Below are 16,186 nucleotides of genomic sequence, written 5' to 3' on the forward strand. Positions count from 1 at the left end.
TGCACAGAAAGTGCTGCCATGGAGCGGGCGATTTGCCTGATCCTGATTTGCGTAAGTCGTGTTGTTTTTCCGGGATTGAACTGAACACGTGGCATTGCAGCAAGTCGTTGAACAAATTGTGACGGGCCTGGGGTATGACCTGGTGGAGATCGAGCGCTCCGCCGGTGGTTTGCTGCGCGTCACCATCGATTTGCCCTGGGTGCAGCCGGCTGTCGATGCGCCCGCACCCGCAGTAGAGCAGTTTGTCACGGTCGAGGATTGCGAGAAGGTCACCCGCCAGTTGCAGTTTGCGCTGGAGGTGGATGGTGCTGAATACAAGCGACTCGAAGTCTCGTCTCCCGGCATCGACCGCCCCTTGCGCCACGAGCAGGACTTCGTGCGCTTCGAGGGCTCGGTCATTGACGTCACCCTGAGAGCGCCCATTGGCGTTGCAGCAGCGGCGGGGCAGGTGAATGCCACCCGCAAGAAATTTCGCGGCACGCTGGAGCGCGCCGAGGCTGGGGGCTGGCAGATCGTCTGGAGCGACGAGCCGCCGGTAAAGCCGGGTCAAAGAGTAAGCAAGAAGCGCGTGCCCGCCCCGTTGCAGGCGTTGGGCTTTACCTTGGATGAAGTGCGAGACGTCCGTTTGGCGTCCATCGTTGATTTCAAGGGCCGCGCAGGCAAGGCCGGGCCAACGCCCACCTGAGCTGCTGGATGAATTGGGTGGGTGGTCGGTCGCTGTGCGCAGCCCCTGCCTTCGGGTGATTGAAACAGGAGAGTCGTCGCATGAATCGCGAATTGTTGATGTTGGTTGAGGCCATTTCGCGCGAGAAGAACGTGGAGCGTGATGTGGTCTTGGGCGCCGTGGAGTCGGCCCTGGCCCAGGCTACCAAGAAGCTGTACCAAGGTGAGGTGGACATCCGCGTGTCCGTTGATCGCGACAGCGGCAACTATGAGACTTTCCGTCGCTGGTTGGTCGTGCCCGACGATGCCGGTCTGCAAAACCCGGAAGCCGAAGAGCTGCTGATGGATGCGAAAGACCGCATCGCAGACATCGAAGTCGGTGAATACATCGAAGAAGGTGTGGAATCCGTTCCCATCGGCCGCATTGGCGCCATGGCTGCGAAGCAGGTCATTCTGCAAAAAATTCGTGACGCCGAGCGCGAAATGCTGCTCAACGACTTCATGTCGCGCGGCGAACGCATCTTCACCGGTACCGTCAAGCGCATGGACAAGGGCGACATCATTGTCGAGTCCGGCCGTGTCGAAGGCCGTCTGCGCCGCGGCGAGATGATTCCGAAGGAAAACCTGCGCAGTGGCGACCGTGTGCGCGCCATGATCATGGAGGTGGACCTCACCTTGCGCGGCGCCCCCATCATCCTGTCGCGCTCGGCCCCCGAGTTCATGATCGAACTCTTCCGCAACGAAGTGCCCGAGATCGAACAAGGCCTGCTGGAAATCAAGAGCTGTGCCCGTGACCCTGGTTCGCGCGCCAAGATAGCGGTGCTGAGCCACGACAAGCGCGTGGACCCCATCGGCACCTGCGTCGGAGTGCGCGGCACCCGCGTGAATGCGGTGACCAATGAATTGGCCGGCGAGCGCGTGGACATTGTGCTGTGGTCTGAAGATCCAGCCCAGTTCGTGATCGGCGCGCTGGCTCCAGCCAATGTGTCTTCCATCGTGGTCGATGAAGAAAAACATGCCATGGATGTTGTCGTGGACGAGGAAAACCTCGCCATTGCCATCGGCCGTGGTGGTCAGAACGTGCGCCTTGCGTCCGACCTGACAGGCTGGAAAATCAACATCATGGACGCCGCTGAAAGCGCGCAGAAGCAGGCCAACGAGTCTGACACTGCCCGCAAGCTGTTCATGGAAAAGCTCGATGTGGACGAGGAAATCGCCGACATCCTGATCTCCGAAGGCTTCAACACCCTGGAAGAAGTGGCTTATGTGCCGCTGCAGGAAATGCTGGAGATCGAAAGCTTTGACGAAGACACCGTCAACGAACTGCGTGCCCGCGCCAAGGACGCACTATTGACGATGGAAATCGCCCGTGAGGAAAGCGTGGAAGAGGTCTCCCAGGACCTGCGCGACCTCGAAGGCCTCACCCCCGAGCTGATTGCCAAGTTGGCTGACGGTGGTGTGCACACACGTGACGACCTGGCCGATCTGGCCATTGATGAACTGACCGACCTGACCGGACAGTCTGAAGAAGATGCCAAAGCCTTGATCATGAAGGCGCGCGAACATTGGTTCGCGGGGCAAGAGTAAAGGTCAGGGAGGCACGAACCAAATATGTCCAGTAATACTGTCGCCGAGTTTGCAACCGAACTCAAAAAATCGCCTGAAACCCTGCTCGACCAGCTCAAAGCTGCGGGTGTGGGCAAGGCTGCCCCTTCGGACGCGCTGACCGAGTCAGACAAGCAAAAATTGCTTGCCTACCTGCAAGCCAGCCATGGCACGGCATCTGCCGACCGCAAGAAGATCACGCTGGTGAAGAAGTCCACCAGCGAAATCAAGCAGGCCGACGCCACCGGCAAGGCCCGCACGATTCAGGTCGAGGTGCGCAAGAAGCGCACCTTCATCCAGCGCGATGAGGGTGGCGAAGGCGTTCCCGAATCCAGCGCAAACTTGGTGGAAGAAGCCGCTGTGTCCAGCGAAGATCTCGAACTGGCCCGCCGCGAGGAAGAGGCACGCCGTCAGGCCGAGCTGATCCGCCGCCAGGAAACCGAACTCGCTGAAAAACGCGCTGAACGCGAAGCCCGCGAAAAGCGTGAGCGCGAGGCCGAAGAGCGTGCTGCCGCCTACGCTGCCCAGGAAGTCGAAAAGAAGGCCCAGGCCTCTGCCGTCAAGCAGGAAGCAACGCGCGAGCAGGCTGCAGAGTCTGCCGCCCGCACCGCTGCTCAGAATGAAGCCCGCGAGAAGGCTGCTGCCGAATCCAAGGCCCGTTCCGACGAAGAGTCGGCCCGTGCCGCTGACCTGGACGCCCGCCGCCGCAAAGCCGAGGCCGAAGCTGCCGCTATTCGCTCGATGATGGCCACGCCCAAGAAGGCGGTCATGGTTGCGAAGAAGCCCGAGGAGCCCAAGCCGGTAGCCAAGCCCGCACAGACTGGCGATGCCAAGAAGGGCACCCTGCACAAGCCTGCAGTGGGCTCTGCTGTACCGCGTACGGGTGCTGCTGCCGCGCCTGCCGCGCCCGGTGCCGGCAAGGAAGTCAAGTCTGCCAAGCTGTCCTCCAGCTGGGCGGGTGATCCGGCCAAGAAGAAAGAAATCAAGACCCGCGGCGACAGCAGCGGCGGTGTCGGTCGCAACAACTGGCGCGGAGGCCCGCGTGGCCGTCGTGGCGACAACCGTGATCAACGTGACGACCACCAGCAGGCTGCTCCGGTGGAGGCGCGCATCATCGAAGTGCACGTTCCCGAAACCATCACGGTGGCTGAGCTCGCGCACAAGATGTCGATCAAGGCCAACGAAGTGATCAAGGCCCTGATGAAGATGGGCCAGATGGTCACCATCAACCAGCCGCTGGACCAGGACACCGCCATGATCATGGTGGAAGAAATGGGCCACAAGGCGGTGGTGGCGGCTCTGGACGATCCAGAAGCTTTCACCGACGACGATACGACCCAGCAGAATGTGGAACTGTTGCCACGTGCTCCTGTGGTGACCGTCATGGGCCACGTCGATCACGGCAAGACGTCGCTGCTGGACTACATCCGCCGCGCCAAGGTGGCCGCAGGCGAAGCTGGCGGCATTACGCAGCACATTGGTGCCTACCACGTGGAAACTCCACGCGGTATGGTGTCGTTCCTCGATACCCCGGGTCACGAGGCCTTTACAGCCATGCGTGCCCGTGGTGCCCAGGCGACAGACATTGTGATTCTGGTGGTTGCTGCCGATGACGGTGTCATGCCCCAGACCAAGGAGGCCATCAAGCACGCCAAGGCGGCAGGCGTTCCTATCGTGGTGGCTATCACCAAGGCCGACAAGCCCGACGCCAACTTTGAACGCGTCAAGCAAGAGCTGGTCGTGGAACAAGTAGTGCCTGAAGAATACGGTGGTGATTCGCCTTTCGTGCCTGTGTCTTCCAAGACCGGCATGGGCATTGATACGCTGCTGGAGCAAGTGCTCTTGCAGGCTGAAGTGCTTGAACTCCGCGCTCCCGTCGATTCGCTGGCCAAGGGCCTTGTGATCGAAGCCCAGCTCGACAAGGGCCGTGGCCCTGTGGCGACAGTGCTGGTTCAGTCCGGTACGCTCAAGGTCGGCGACATCGTGCTGGCAGGTCAGACCTACGGCCGCGTGCGTGCCATGCTGGACGAAAACGGCAAGGTTGCCAAAACGGCCGGTCCGTCGATCCCTGTGGAAATCCAGGGTCTGACGGAAGTACCGCAGGCAGGCGACGAGTTCATGGTGCTCACCGACGAACGTCGTGCCCGCGAAATTTCTACCTACCGTGCAGGCAAGTTCCGCAACACGAAGCTGGCAAAGCAGCAGGCTGCAAAGCTGGAGAACATGTTTGCCGACATGACGGCGGGCGAAGTGAAGATGCTGCCCATCATCGTCAAGGCCGATGTGCAGGGTTCGCAAGAAGCGCTGGCCCAGTCGCTGCTCAAGCTCTCGACCGAAGAGGTCAAGGTGCAGCTGGTGTATGCCGCTGTGGGCGCCATCAGCGAGTCCGACATCAACCTCGCCATTGCTTCCAAGGCCATCGTGATTGGTTTCAATGTGCGCGCCGATGCCGGTGCCCGCAAGCTTGCCGAGAACAATGGTGTTGACCTGCACTACTACAGCATCATTTACGACGCTGTGGACGAATTGCGGGTGGCGATGTCCGGCATGCTGGCACCAGAGCAGCGCGAAGAGATCATCGGTACAGCCGAGATCCGCACGGTGTTCGTGGCGACCAAGATCGGCACGATTGCCGGTTCGTACATCACCTCGGGCATGGTCCATCGCAACGCACGCTTCCGCCTGCTGCGCGACAACGTGGTGGTCTACACGGGCGAAGTCGATTCGATCAAGCGCCTCAAGGACGATGTCAAGGATGTCAAGGAAGGTTTTGAGTGCGGTATCAAGCTCAAGAACTACAACGACATCAAGGAAGGCGATCAACTCGAGTTCTTTGACATCAAGGAAATCGCACGGACGCTGTAAGGCGACGGTACGACGATATGGCTGCGAAGAAATCTTCCACTCCTAACCGCGCCTTCAAGGTCGCTGATCAGATCCAGCGTGATCTGACCGAGCTGATCGCGCGCGAGTTGAAAGACCCGCGCGTGGGCATGGTGACACTGCAGGGCGTGGAGGTGACCCCCGACTACGCCCATGCCAAGGTGTTCTTCAGCCTGCTGACGGGCGACCCGGTGGAAACACAGGCCGCCCTGAACCAGGCCGCAGGCTTCTTGCGCAATGGGCTGTTCAAGCGTCTGCATATCCACACAGTGCCTACGCTGCACTTCGTGTTCGACCGCACCTCCGAGCGTGCGGCCGACATGAACGCCTTGATTGCCAAGGCGGTTTCTTCTCGCGCTAAAGAGGAATAGCCTATGCACGCGCCTCGCACCAGGGTGCAGCGGCGCCCTGTGCACGGGGTGTTGCTGCTCGACAAACCGCTCGGCCTTTCGAGCAATGACGCCTTGCAAAAGGCGAAATGGCTCTTGCGCGCCGAAAAGGCGGGCCACACAGGCACGCTCGATCCATTGGCCACGGGCGTGTTGCCCCTGTGTTTTGGCGCGGCCACCAAGTTCAGCCAGCTGCAACTGGATGCGCCGAAGATCTACGAAGCAGTTGCATTGCTGGGGGTGACCACCACCACCGGCGACGCTGAAGGCGACGTGGTACAGCGCTGCGATGTTGAGCTTGCGCAACTCACGCCCGAGCGGCTTGCGGCTGTACAGCAGCAGTTCACCGGCCCCATAAGCCAAGTGCCGCCGATGCACAGTGCGCTCAAGAAGGACGGCAAGGCGCTGTACGAGTATGCGCGTGCGGGTGTGACCGTGGAGCGCGAAGCGCGCGATGTGGTCATTCATGCATTAAAACTGACTCTAACGCAGACAGATCAAGCGCAAACAGCTATCAAAATAGTAGTAAATTGCAGCAAAGGCACCTACATCCGCACCCTGGGTGAGGATATCGGTGCTGCGTTGGGTTGCGGTGCGCACCTGACCTTCTTGCGCCGCATAGACACGGGTGGAATCGGTGTGGAGCGCTGCGTCACGCTGGCCCAGCTGGAAGCCATGCCGGAGTCGGAGCGCCTGGCCAGCCTTGAGGCGCCCGAGTCGCTGCTGGCACAACATATGCGTGTCACGCTGGACAGTGACAATACAGCCCGATTCCTGTCGGGCGTGCGTCGCCGTGGCAACTGGCCCGATGCCAGTGCCGTGGCGGTGTTTGGCGAGAATCCCCCGGCACTGCTGGGGGTAGGCCACATCGTGGGCGGGGAGCTGGTGCCGGACAGGCTCCTGAGTCCGCTGGAAATTCAACAAATCTCAGAAAGCACGCCGCACCTACAAGCCAGCGGCACATTGGAAAAACTATGACTAAACAAATCCGCAATATTGCGATCATTGCCCACGTTGACCATGGCAAAACCACCATGGTCGACCAGCTGCTGCGCCAGTCCGGCACCTTTGCCGACCACGAAAAGGTCGTTGACACCGTGATGGACAACAACGCCATCGAAAAAGAGCGTGGCATTACGATCCTGGCCAAGAACTGCGCAGTGAGCTGGGAAGGCACCCACATCAACATCGTGGACACCCCCGGTCACGCGGACTTCGGCGGCGAAGTGGAACGTGCCCTGTCGATGGTCGACAGCGTGGTGCTGCTGATCGACGCGCAAGAGGGCCCCATGCCCCAGACGCGTTTCGTGACCAAGAAGGCACTGGCCCTGGGTCTGCGCCCGATCCTGGTCGTGAACAAGGTGGACAAGCCCGGCGCCAACCCCGACAAGGTCGTGAACGCCGCGTTCGACCTGTTCGACAAGCTGGGTGCTACGGACGAACAACTCGACTTCCCTGTGGTGTACGCCTCCGGCATCAACGGCTGGTCGTCGCTGGAAGAAGGCGCTCCTGGCGAGCAGTGGGGCCCCGACATGTCGGCCCTGTTCAACACCATCCTGAAGCACGTTCCCCCGAACTCGGGTGACCCAGCCGCTCCGCTGCAACTGCAGATTTCGGCGTTGGACTTCTCCACGTTCGTGGGCCGTATCGGTGTGGGCCGTATCAGCCAAGGCACCATCAAGCCCGGCCAAGACGTATTGGTGATGGAAGGCCCCGATGGCAAGACCGTCAAGGGCCGCGTGAACCAGGTGCTGACCTTCCAGGGCCTCGATCGCATGCAGACGCCTCTCGCAGGCCCTGGCGACATCGTGCTGATCAACGGTATCGAAGGTATCGGTATCGGCGTGACGGTGACCGACCCGGCCAACCCGTCGCCGCTGCCCATGCTGAAGGTGGACGAGCCCACGCTGACCATGAACTTCTGCGTGAACACGTCGCCCTTGGCCGGTCGTGAAGGCAAGTTCGTGACCAGCCGCCAGATCTGGGACCGCCTGCAAAAGGAACTGCAGCACAACGTGGCGCTGCGCGTGTCCGAGACCGACGAAGAAGGCATCTTCGAGGTGATGGGCCGCGGTGAATTGCACCTAACCATCCTGCTGGAAAACATGCGCCGTGAAGGCTATGAGCTGGCTGTGTCCAAGCCCCGCGTCGTCTTCAAGACCGTGAACGGCGAAAAGCACGAGCCTATCGAGCTGGTAACGGTTGACATCGAAGAAGGCCACCAAGGCGGCGTGATGCAAGCCTTGGGCGAGCGCAAGGGCGAGCTGGTGAACATGGAGCCGGACGGCCGTGGCCGTGTGCGCCTGGAGTACCGCATTCCGGCCCGTGGCCTTATCGGTTTTACCAACGAATTCCTGAACCTGACGCGTGGCTCGGGCCTGATCAGCAACATCTTCGACAGCTACGAAGCGCACAAGGGCGACATCGGTGGCCGCAAGAACGGCGTGCTGATCTCCATGGACGACGGTGAAATCTTCACCTACGCCCTGGGCAAGCTCGATGACCGTGGCCGCATGTTCGTGAAGGCGAACGACCCTGTGTACGAAGGCATGATTGTGGGTATCCACAGCCGTGACAACGACCTGATCGTGAACGCCACGCGGACCAAGCAGCTGACCAACTTCCGCGTGAGCGGCAAGGAAGACGCGATCAAGATCACGCCTCCTATTGATGCAACGCTGGAATACGCGGTGGAATTCATCGAGGACGACGAATTGGTTGAAATCACGCCCAAGTCCATCCGCATCCGCAAGCGGTTCCTGACCGAAAACGAGCGCAAGCGCGCAGGCCGCTCCTGAGCTGCCTTGCCGGTGAGGGCTGCTTTTGTGGCAGCATGAACCGGTAGCATCAGTGTGCAGCGACGAGCTGCGCTCCTGGTGCGCGACCCAAAGGGCCACTGCCATGCTGTGGCCCTTTTTGCCGTCTTGAATCCCGGTGTCTGTTGTTGACTCCCTCCAATTGCCTGAACTGCAGGTTCCCATGTTGAAGCTCACGCATTCCCGCGCGGTTGTTTTGATGGTGGCGGTGACCCTCATGTGGTCCATCGCCGGTGTGGTCACGCGCCACTTGGAGCACGCACGCAGCTTTGAGGTGACCTTCTGGCGCAGCTTCTTCACGCTGCTGGCGCTGCTGGTCATCCTGCCAGCCTTGCAGGGGCGGGCGGTGTTTACGTCCATGCGCCACAGCGGCCGGGCACTGTGGATATCCGGCGTGTGCTGGAGCGTGATGTTTACCGCCTTCATGGTGGCCATCATGCTGATGCCGGTGGCCAATGTGCTCGTCACGATGGCGGTAGGGCCGCTGCTCACCGCGCTGTTTGCGCGGATTTTTATCGGTCACCATATTGCGCCGCGTACCTGGGTGGCCATCGGGGTGGCGGGCCTGGGCATTGCGTGGATGTATGGTTCGCAGATGGCGGGACTGCCCGTGGTGGGCACGCTGGTGGCGTTGTGTGTGCCGGTGGCTGCGGCCATCAACTGGACGGTGGTGCAACACTCGCAGCGGCACGGCCATGCCGTGGACCTGGTGCCCGCCGTGCTGGTGGGCGCCGTGATCTCGGTGGTGGCCACGTTGCCCGTGGCACTGCCGTTTGAAGCGTCCCTTCACGACCTCGCATTGCTGGCCTTGCTGGGCGTGGTGCAATTGGCAATTCCGTGTGTGCTGGCCGTGCGCTGCGGGCGGGTGCTCAAGGCGCCCGAGATGGCGCTGCTGGGCCTTTTGGAGGTGATTTTCGGTATCTTGCTGGCATGGGTGGGCGCGGGTGAGGAACCCAGCGCGGCCGTGCTAACAGGGGGCGTGCTGGTGATTGGCGCCCTGGTTTTTAATGAACTTTTAGGTTGGAAGGAACAAAAATGACGGAGACGGTAGTGTCGGATGTGTTGAGTGAAGTGCGTGGCCAGGTCGGCTTTATCACGTTGAACCGCCCGCGTGCGCTCAACGCGCTGTCGCTCTCCATGGTGCGCGACCTGATGGGTGTGCTGTTGGCTTGGCAGAACGATGCGCGGGTGCTTGCGGTAGCAATCCGCGGCAGCAATAAGGAAGGCCCGTTCGGCGCTTTCTGTGCTGGTGGTGACATCCGCTTTTTGCACCAAGCGGGCAGCACGGGCAACCCCGAAATCGAGGACTTTTTTACCGAGGAATACGCACTCAACCACCTGATCCACAACTTTGGCAAGCCCTACATCGCGTTCACGGACGGCATCGTGATGGGTGGCGGCATGGGCATCAGCCAGGGCGCCGCACTGCGTGTGGTGACCGAGCGCACAAAGATGGCCATGCCGGAGACGGCGATTGGCCTGTTCCCGGATGTGGGTGGAGGCTACTTTCTGAGCCGTTGCCCCGGCCGCGTGGGTGAATGGCTGGCGTTGACGGGTGACACGATTGGCGCAGGTGACGCCATCGAGAACCAGCTGGCCGACGGCTGCTTGCCCGCAGACCAACAAGCGGCGGTATGGGATGCCCTGGGCACCCAGAGCTTTGCCAGCGGCACAGCCATCAAAGACTATGTTGCTTCGAAATTTGTAGCTGCTAGCGCTTTACAGGCAAGCGCTAGAGGCCAAATTGACCAATATTTTTCACTGCGCAGCGTGGGCGAGATCGTGGCGGCGCTTGAAGCTGCCGACAGCGACTGGGCGCGTACCACGACAGCCACGCTGCGCAAGCGCTCGCCCCTCATGCTGCATGTGGTGCTGGAGCAGATCCGCCGCGCGCGCGACATGGGTCTGGCCGACGATTTGCGCATGGAGCGCGACATGGTGCGGCACTGCTTCTTCTTGCGCCCCGGCCAAAGTGAAACGGTGGAGGGTATTCGCGCGCTGGCGGTGGATAAGGACCACGCGCCACAGTGGAACCCTGCCCGCATCGAAGACGTGACCCCCGAGATGGTGGCGCCGTTCTTTGTCAGCCCCTGGCCTGCGCATGCGCATCCGCTGGCGTCGCTGGCCTGAATGACCCACTGAGGTGGTGCACCAGGGCTGCGAAGCCCGGTACACCGCTGCTATGTGAACAACCACGCGCGCAGGTCGCTACCCGTGCGCCACGGCAACCACTTGCTGCAGGCGTGCTCCAGGGTGTCTTGCACCAGATCATCGGCCGCCCAAGCGTCGCCCGTCAGTACCCGCGCATACCGGCGCAGGCTTGGCAGTTGTTCGACAACCTGGATACGGTTCATGCGGCGATGTGGAACGCGTCAAGCCATAGTGAGGGGGGCAGTGCGCCAGACCTGGTTCACACCCTCGCCGGTCTTCTCGCCGGGCTTGGTGTCCTTGACCCCGTAGTACAGCGGCTTGCCCTTGGAAGCCAGCTGGGTCTTGCCGTCATCGCGCGTCACGATGCTGTAGTCGCCGCCAGGGGCCTTGCTGGCCGTCAGTGGAGGCCAGTTGGTGGCACAAGGGCCATGGCACACCGACTTGCCGCTGCCCGACGCATCGTGGTCGAACGTGTAGAGCGTCATGCCGCCAGCGCCGACAAGCACACCGTCCATGGTTCTGACGGGGCCATCGGCGGCCATGGTGGAGCAGCCTGCAATGGCAACCAACGCGGCGAGCGACAAAAGGGTTTTTTTATGGTTTCTCCAGGTGGAAGAGGGTTTGCAGGAAACGGCACATGCCGCCTTGCATCTCCACAAACCCAGAGGCGCGGTGGTTTTTTCCATCGCCCACGAAAAAACCACAAACGCCCCTCCCTTCACGCTTTCGGAACGGTCACCGCGTACCCGCAATCCGCAGCCACAAAACTGGCGCGGCCAGAGGCAGTGCCCCGTGCAACGGCCGCCCCGCCGCACTGGGGCATCCCCCCTTTCAGGGGGAGGGCGCGCAGCGACTCAGGGGGTTACCTGTTCCTGCTCTTCATCGCCCGCTCCACCTCGCGCTTGCCTTCGCGGTCCTTGATGGTGTCGCGTTTGTCGTGCTCGGCCTTGCCCTTGGCCAGCGCAATTTCGCACTTCACGTACCCGTTCTTCCAGTGCAGGTTGAGGGGCACCAGCGTGTAACCCTTTTGCTCGACCTTGATGATCAGGTGCTTGATGTCATCCTTCTTGAGCAGCAGTTTCTTGGTGCGGATCGCGTCGGGGTTCACGTGGGTCGAGGCGGTCTTGAGCGGATTGATCTGGCAACCCAGCAGAAACAGCTCACCTTCGCGGATCAGCACGTAGCCGTCTGTCAGCTGCACCTTGCCTTCGCGCAACGCCTTCACTTCCCAGCCGTACAGCACCATGCCCGCCTCGTGGCGTTCTTCAAAAAAATAGTTGTAGGCCGCTTTCTTGTTGTCGGCAATGCGTGCAGTGGGATCGGGTTTTTTGGCCATGAGGGTTTAGATGCGGCGCAAACCGGGAGATAAAAGGCCTCCCTACAATACCTGTCGTCTGGGAGGCGGTCAGATGTGAAGCACAGGCCAGCGAAAATGATCCTCAACGAGGACAGTTTCTGCCGGATTTGCAGTCCCACAGCTAGCTGTGGAATGAGAGGACGGTAAAAAATGGAGCGTTGCGGCCTGTTTGCCGCTGCCTGTTCCAAGTCCGACAGCCTTCTTGGTACCCGCGATTCTAATTTCCTCCGGCTTGCGCGCAGTGGCGCTGAGCCCGTCTGCATGAAAACCGTTCACAAGTCCGTCCTCATCTGGTACAGCCCTGAAGAAATGTTTGCTCTGGTCACGGGGGTGGAGCACTACCCCGAGTTTCTGCCCTGGTGCGACCACGCGGCCGTGCTGGAGCACACCGAAGACAGCATGACTGCCGAGGTCGGCATCGCATTCAGTGGCATCCGCCAGACTTTTGTGACGCGCAACATCCATGAGGCGGGTCGGCGCGTGCAGATGCATCTGGTCAAAGGCCCGTTTTCGCGACTGGACGGCGACTGGCACTTTCACCCGGTGGGTGACGGCACGCAGCGTGCCTGCAAGGTGGAGCTGCAGCTGAACTACGGTTTTGACAGCGTGGCGTTGTCGGCGCTGGTGGGCCCGGTGTTCGACCGTATCGCGGGCAGCATGGTCGATGCGTTTGTCAAGCGTGCGGAACATGTCTATGGCTGATGCCGAGGGCGCCTGTGGTGCTACCACTGTGCAGGTCACTGTGGTGGTGTGCACGGCACCGCGCGATATTCGGGAATGGGTGTTGGAAATGCCTGCGGGCGCAAGCGTTGGCGATGCGCTGCGTGAGAGCGGGGCTGACCATGTTTGCAAGCAAGGCGGTTTGGATGCCACCCGTATCGGTATTTGGGGCCGCCCGACCACGGTGGACAGCAAGCTGGCGCACCTCGATCGCGTGGAGGTGTATCGCGCCTTGAAGGTAGATCCCAAAGTGGCGCGGCGCGAGCGCTTTGCGCGCCAGGGCGCCCGCACCACCGGGCTGTTTGCCCGGCAGCGCCCCGGGGGCAAGTCCGGCTACTGATCAGTACCCAGCAGTGGCGCTGGGTTTAGCGCTTGCAGTCGGAGGCAATGATGCCGTCGATGCGTTTGGATTCTGCGGCGCGGCCTGCTTCGTCCAGAAAAATGCGCTCGCCCTGCGCGTTCGATTGGGTGACGGGTTTACCGGAGTCAAACGTTGCCTTGGCCTGCCGCGCGCGGGTGCAGTTTTCAGCCTTGGCCTTGGCGATTTTTTCTTCTTCGGCTTTGACCTTGGCAGCTTCTGCCGCTTCGGCCTGGGCCTTTTTCGCTTCCAGTTCTTTGTCCTTGCCGCTACCGGGCGCGCTGGCGGCGGGTTTTGCGGCTACTGCCGGTGTAGCCGCCGCGGTGGCTGGGGCAGCGCTGGCAGTGCCATCCGCTGGCACTGCAGCGGGTGCGGCCCGTGTGGGGCGGGTGCCACCGGGCTGTTTCAGAATACTTTTCTCGGGGATTTCCTGTGGGGGTGGACGGTCGCTGAACACTTTGCGACCGTCTTTGTCGATCCACTGCCATTGCGCCGAAGCGCCCATGGCCCAGGTGCAGGCCACGGCCAGCAGGAGAAGCTTGTGCATTTTCATGCGGACAAGTTTATCCATGTGCCTACATGCCCGCCAGTGCGGCGGCGACGGGTGGGCGCGTTTTCACCACACGCGGCGCGGGTACAATCCGTTTTTTGGAGCTTTCTCATGCGCCTTCTTGGAAAAGCGCTCACCTTCGACGATGTGTTGTTGGTGCCAGCGTACTCCCAGGTCCTCCCCAAGGACACGTCCCTCGCGACGAAACTCTCCCGCAATATCCAACTGAATCTGCCGCTTGTGTCCGCCGCAATGGACACCGTGACAGAGGCGCGTCTGGCCATTGCCATTGCCCAGGAGGGCGGCATCGGCATCGTGCACAAGAACCTCACGCCGCAAGAGCAGGCCGCCCATGTGGCCAAGGTCAAGCGGTACGAGTCGGGTGTGTTGCGTGACCCCGTGGTCATCACCCCCGAGCACACCGTGCTGCAGGTGCTGCAACTGTCTGAGCAACTGGGCATCTCCGGCTTCCCGGTGTGCGACGGTGGCAAGGTGGTTGGCATCGTTACGGGTCGCGACCTGCGCTTCGAGACCCGCTACGACGTCAAGGTCCACCAGATCATGACCCCGCGCGAGAAGCTCATCACGGTCAACGAAAAGGAAGGCACCACGCCTGCCGAAGCCAAGGCGCTGCTCAATAAGCACAAGCTTGAACGCATCCTGGTCGTGAACGATGCTTTTGAGCTCAAGGGCCTGATCACGGTGAAGGACATCACCAAGCAGACGAGCTTTCCCAACGCTGCTCGCGACGCCGCTGGCCGCCTGCGCGTGGGCGCTGCGGTGGGCGTGGGCGACGGCACTGAAGAGCGCGTCGAAGCGCTGGTCAAAGCCGGTGTGGACGCTATCGTAGTGGACACGGCCCACGGCCACAGCCGTGGCGTGATCGAGCGCGTGCGCTGGGTGAAGCAAAACTACCCGCAGATCGACGTCATCGGCGGCAACATCGCCACCGGTGCGGCTGCGCTGGCGCTGGTCGAGGCCGGTGCCGACGCGGTCAAGGTCGGTATTGGCCCTGGCTCCATCTGTACCACGCGCATCGTCGCTGGTGTGGGCGTGCCCCAGATTATGGCCATCGACAGTGTTGCCACGGCCCTAAAGGGCACCGGTGTCCCACTGATCGCTGATGGTGGTGTGCGTTACAGCGGTGACATCGCCAAGGCGCTGGCTGCAGGCGCCAGCACCATCATGATGGGCGGCATGTTCGCAGGCACCGAAGAGGCGCCTGGCGAAGTCATCCTGTTCCAGGGCCGCAGCTACAAGAGCTATCGCGGCATGGGCAGCATCGGTGCCATGCAACAAGGCAGCGCGGACCGCTACTTTCAGGAGTCGAGCACCGGCAACCCCAACGCCGACAAACTCGTGCCCGAAGGCATTGAAGGCCGCGTGCCCTACAAGGGCTCCATGGTGTCCATCGTGTTCCAGATGGCGGGTGGCGTGCGCGCCGCCATGGGCTACTGCGGTTGCGCCACCATTGAAGACATGAACAACAAGGCTGAGTTTGTGGAGATCACCACGGCCGGTATCCGCGAAAGCCACGTGCACGACGTGCAGATCACCAAGGAAGCGCCGAACTACCGGGCTGATTGATCCTTTGGTTGTCTGATTGGGCCTGATTGAAAAAATCTGGCCAACCCGGTATAGTCTGGCCTGAATTCGTCATTCAGGTCAGACTTTTTTGTTTATGCAGTCCGTCGGTATCTACGAAGCCAAAAGCAGGTTCTCTGCCCTGATCGAACTGGTCGAGCAGGGCGAGGAAGTGCGCATCACCCGCCACGGCAAAGAGGTGGTGCGCCTGCTGCCCGTGCGCCGCCGCCCCGTCATCACTGACGAGCAGATCGCCCGCGAGTTGGGCCAGATGGACGCCCTGCACGCCAGTATCCGCCCCGCAGCCGAGGCCGCCACTACCGCCGCCCCCGACACCCTGCGCCGCAAGGGCAGGGCCGCAGCAGCATGACCGCCTTCGTCCTCGACGCCTCCGTCACGGCCGCCTGGCTACTGCCCGATGCGGCCAGTGAGCACACGCGCCGCCTGTACACCCTGATTCGCCGCGACGAGGTCGAGCCACAGGCGCCCAACCTGTGGCAATGGGAGTGCAGCAACATTCTGGCCAGCGGCGTGAACAGCGGGCGCATCCCTGCGGCGTCCGTCGAAGGGCTTTGGGGCGTGCTTGAAGCCATCCGCCACCGGGTAGAGCTGCACGAACTCGCTCCTGCCCAGCACAAGGCCGTGCTGGATGTGGCCCTGGAGACCGGTTTACCCACCTTTGACGCTGCCTACCTGTGGCTGGCGCGGTCGCTGCGACTGCCCCTGGCCACGTTTGACCCCCAACAGGCCGCTGCCGCCCAACGCAGCGGTGTGCCCCTTCTCGATCTCTCCAGCCTCTGACCTCCTTGTCTTTGACCATTGCCCATCGACCATCGCCCACCATGCAACACCAGAAAATCCTCATCCTCGATTTCGGCTCGCAAGTCACCCAGCTCATCGCTCGCCGCGTGCGCGAAGCCAACGTGTACTGCGAGGTGCACCCCTGCGATGTGACCGACGAATGGGTGCGTGACTACGCCAAGGACGGCTCGCTCAAGGGCATCATCCTGTCGGGCAGCCACGCCAGCGTGACCGAAGACACCACCGACCGCGCGCCGCAAGCGGTGTTCGATCTGGGTTTGCCCGTCTTGGGCATCTGCTACGGCATGC

General features: G+C 61.7%; 17 protein-coding genes and 1 pseudogene. 14 read left to right on the plus strand and 4 right to left on the minus strand.

Annotated elements, in window-relative coordinates; genetic code table 11:
• Positions 1-88 precede the first annotated feature (88 nt).
• The 8 genes from rimP (at position 89) to ACK4OE_RS13175 (ending at position 10,486) form a co-directional block, all read left to right on the plus strand.
• Positions 89-685 carry a ribosome maturation factor RimP gene (rimP, locus tag ACK4OE_RS13140; protein WP_409885258.1) on the plus strand — a complete coding sequence of 199 codons (597 nt, stop codon included), beginning with the start codon at positions 89-91 and terminating at the stop codon, positions 683-685.
• An 80-nt stretch (positions 686-765) separates the two neighbouring features.
• Positions 766-2,250 carry a transcription termination factor NusA gene (gene nusA, locus ACK4OE_RS13145; RefSeq protein ID WP_409885259.1) on the plus strand — a complete coding sequence of 495 codons (1,485 nt, stop codon included), beginning with the start codon at positions 766-768 and terminating at the stop codon, positions 2,248-2,250.
• Positions 2,251-2,274: 24 nt separating this feature from the next.
• Entirely contained in the window at positions 2,275-5,133 is a 2,859-nt protein-coding gene (gene infB, locus ACK4OE_RS13150) for a translation initiation factor IF-2 (protein ID WP_409885260.1), read from the plus strand.
• Between the two features lie 17 nt (positions 5,134-5,150).
• The gene (gene rbfA / locus ACK4OE_RS13155; protein WP_010458038.1) at positions 5,151-5,522 is read left to right on the plus strand and encodes a 30S ribosome-binding factor RbfA; all 372 of its coding nucleotides are present in this window, start codon (positions 5,151-5,153) and stop codon (positions 5,520-5,522) included.
• A 3-nt stretch (positions 5,523-5,525) separates the two neighbouring features.
• Complete coding sequence (truB, locus tag ACK4OE_RS13160) at positions 5,526-6,518, plus strand: tRNA pseudouridine(55) synthase TruB (protein ID WP_409885261.1); 993 nt, start codon at positions 5,526-5,528, stop codon at positions 6,516-6,518.
• The gene (gene typA / locus ACK4OE_RS13165; protein WP_409885262.1) at positions 6,515-8,338 is read left to right on the plus strand and encodes a translational GTPase TypA; all 1,824 of its coding nucleotides are present in this window, start codon (positions 6,515-6,517) and stop codon (positions 8,336-8,338) included. Before truB ends, typA begins: the two co-directional genes overlap by 4 nt.
• A 181-nt stretch (positions 8,339-8,519) precedes the next feature.
• Entirely contained in the window at positions 8,520-9,395 is an 876-nt protein-coding gene (locus tag ACK4OE_RS13170; protein ID WP_409885263.1) for a DMT family transporter, read from the plus strand.
• On the plus strand, positions 9,392-10,486 hold the full coding sequence (locus tag ACK4OE_RS13175; RefSeq protein ID WP_409885264.1) for an enoyl-CoA hydratase/isomerase family protein: 1,095 nt from the start codon (positions 9,392-9,394) through the stop codon (positions 10,484-10,486). The genes ACK4OE_RS13170 and ACK4OE_RS13175 overlap by 4 nt, the downstream gene beginning before the upstream one ends.
• Positions 10,487-10,539: 53 nt before the next feature.
• Here ACK4OE_RS13175 and ACK4OE_RS13180 read toward each other — a convergent pair.
• The 3 genes and pseudogenes from ACK4OE_RS13180 to smpB form a co-directional block, all read right to left on the minus strand.
• Positions 10,540-10,710 (minus strand): annotated as a pseudogene (locus tag ACK4OE_RS13180) (sigma factor); the annotation flags it as partial.
• Positions 10,711-10,728: 18 nt separating this feature from the next.
• Complete coding sequence (locus ACK4OE_RS13185; RefSeq protein ID WP_409885265.1) at positions 10,729-11,049, minus strand: hypothetical protein; 321 nt, start codon at positions 11,047-11,049, stop codon at positions 10,729-10,731.
• A gap of 320 nt (positions 11,050-11,369) precedes the next feature.
• Positions 11,370-11,843: an SsrA-binding protein SmpB gene (smpB, locus tag ACK4OE_RS13190; RefSeq protein ID WP_409885266.1), complete on the minus strand. Its 474-nt coding sequence runs from the start codon at positions 11,841-11,843 to the stop codon at positions 11,370-11,372.
• 282 nt (positions 11,844-12,125) lie between these two features.
• Between smpB and ACK4OE_RS13195 the strand changes: the two genes are divergently transcribed.
• A complete protein-coding gene (locus ACK4OE_RS13195; protein ID WP_409885267.1) occupies positions 12,126-12,566 on the plus strand; it encodes a type II toxin-antitoxin system RatA family toxin in 441 nt (146 codons plus the stop codon).
• Positions 12,559-12,924: an RnfH family protein gene (locus ACK4OE_RS13200; RefSeq protein WP_409885273.1), complete on the plus strand. Its 366-nt coding sequence runs from the start codon at positions 12,559-12,561 to the stop codon at positions 12,922-12,924. Before ACK4OE_RS13195 ends, ACK4OE_RS13200 begins: the two co-directional genes overlap by 8 nt.
• A gap of 25 nt (positions 12,925-12,949) precedes the next feature.
• Here ACK4OE_RS13200 and ACK4OE_RS13205 read toward each other — a convergent pair whose 3' ends face one another.
• A complete protein-coding gene (locus ACK4OE_RS13205; RefSeq protein ID WP_409885268.1) occupies positions 12,950-13,495 on the minus strand; it encodes a DUF4124 domain-containing protein in 546 nt (181 codons plus the stop codon).
• A 108-nt stretch (positions 13,496-13,603) separates the two neighbouring features.
• Here ACK4OE_RS13205 and guaB point away from each other — a divergent pair, with 108 nt between their 5' ends.
• From guaB to ACK4OE_RS13225, 4 genes are all read left to right on the plus strand, one after another.
• Complete coding sequence (gene guaB / locus ACK4OE_RS13210; protein ID WP_409885269.1) at positions 13,604-15,079, plus strand: IMP dehydrogenase; 1,476 nt, start codon at positions 13,604-13,606, stop codon at positions 15,077-15,079.
• Between the two features lie 94 nt (positions 15,080-15,173).
• Positions 15,174-15,446 (plus strand): type II toxin-antitoxin system Phd/YefM family antitoxin, encoded by a 273-nt coding sequence (locus ACK4OE_RS13215; RefSeq protein ID WP_409885270.1) that lies wholly within the window; start codon positions 15,174-15,176, stop codon positions 15,444-15,446.
• Entirely contained in the window at positions 15,443-15,877 is a 435-nt protein-coding gene (locus ACK4OE_RS13220) for a type II toxin-antitoxin system VapC family toxin (RefSeq protein ID WP_409885271.1), read from the plus strand. The genes ACK4OE_RS13215 and ACK4OE_RS13220 overlap by 4 nt, the downstream gene beginning before the upstream one ends.
• A gap of 41 nt (positions 15,878-15,918) precedes the next feature.
• Positions 15,919-16,186, plus strand: a 268-nt coding sequence (locus tag ACK4OE_RS13225; protein WP_409885272.1) for a glutamine amidotransferase-related protein, incomplete at its 3' end; no start/stop codon positions are given.

Source organism: Acidovorax sp., from assembly GCF_046314175.1.
In the GTDB taxonomy this organism is placed as follows: Bacteria; Pseudomonadota; Gammaproteobacteria; order Burkholderiales; family Burkholderiaceae_C; genus Acidovorax.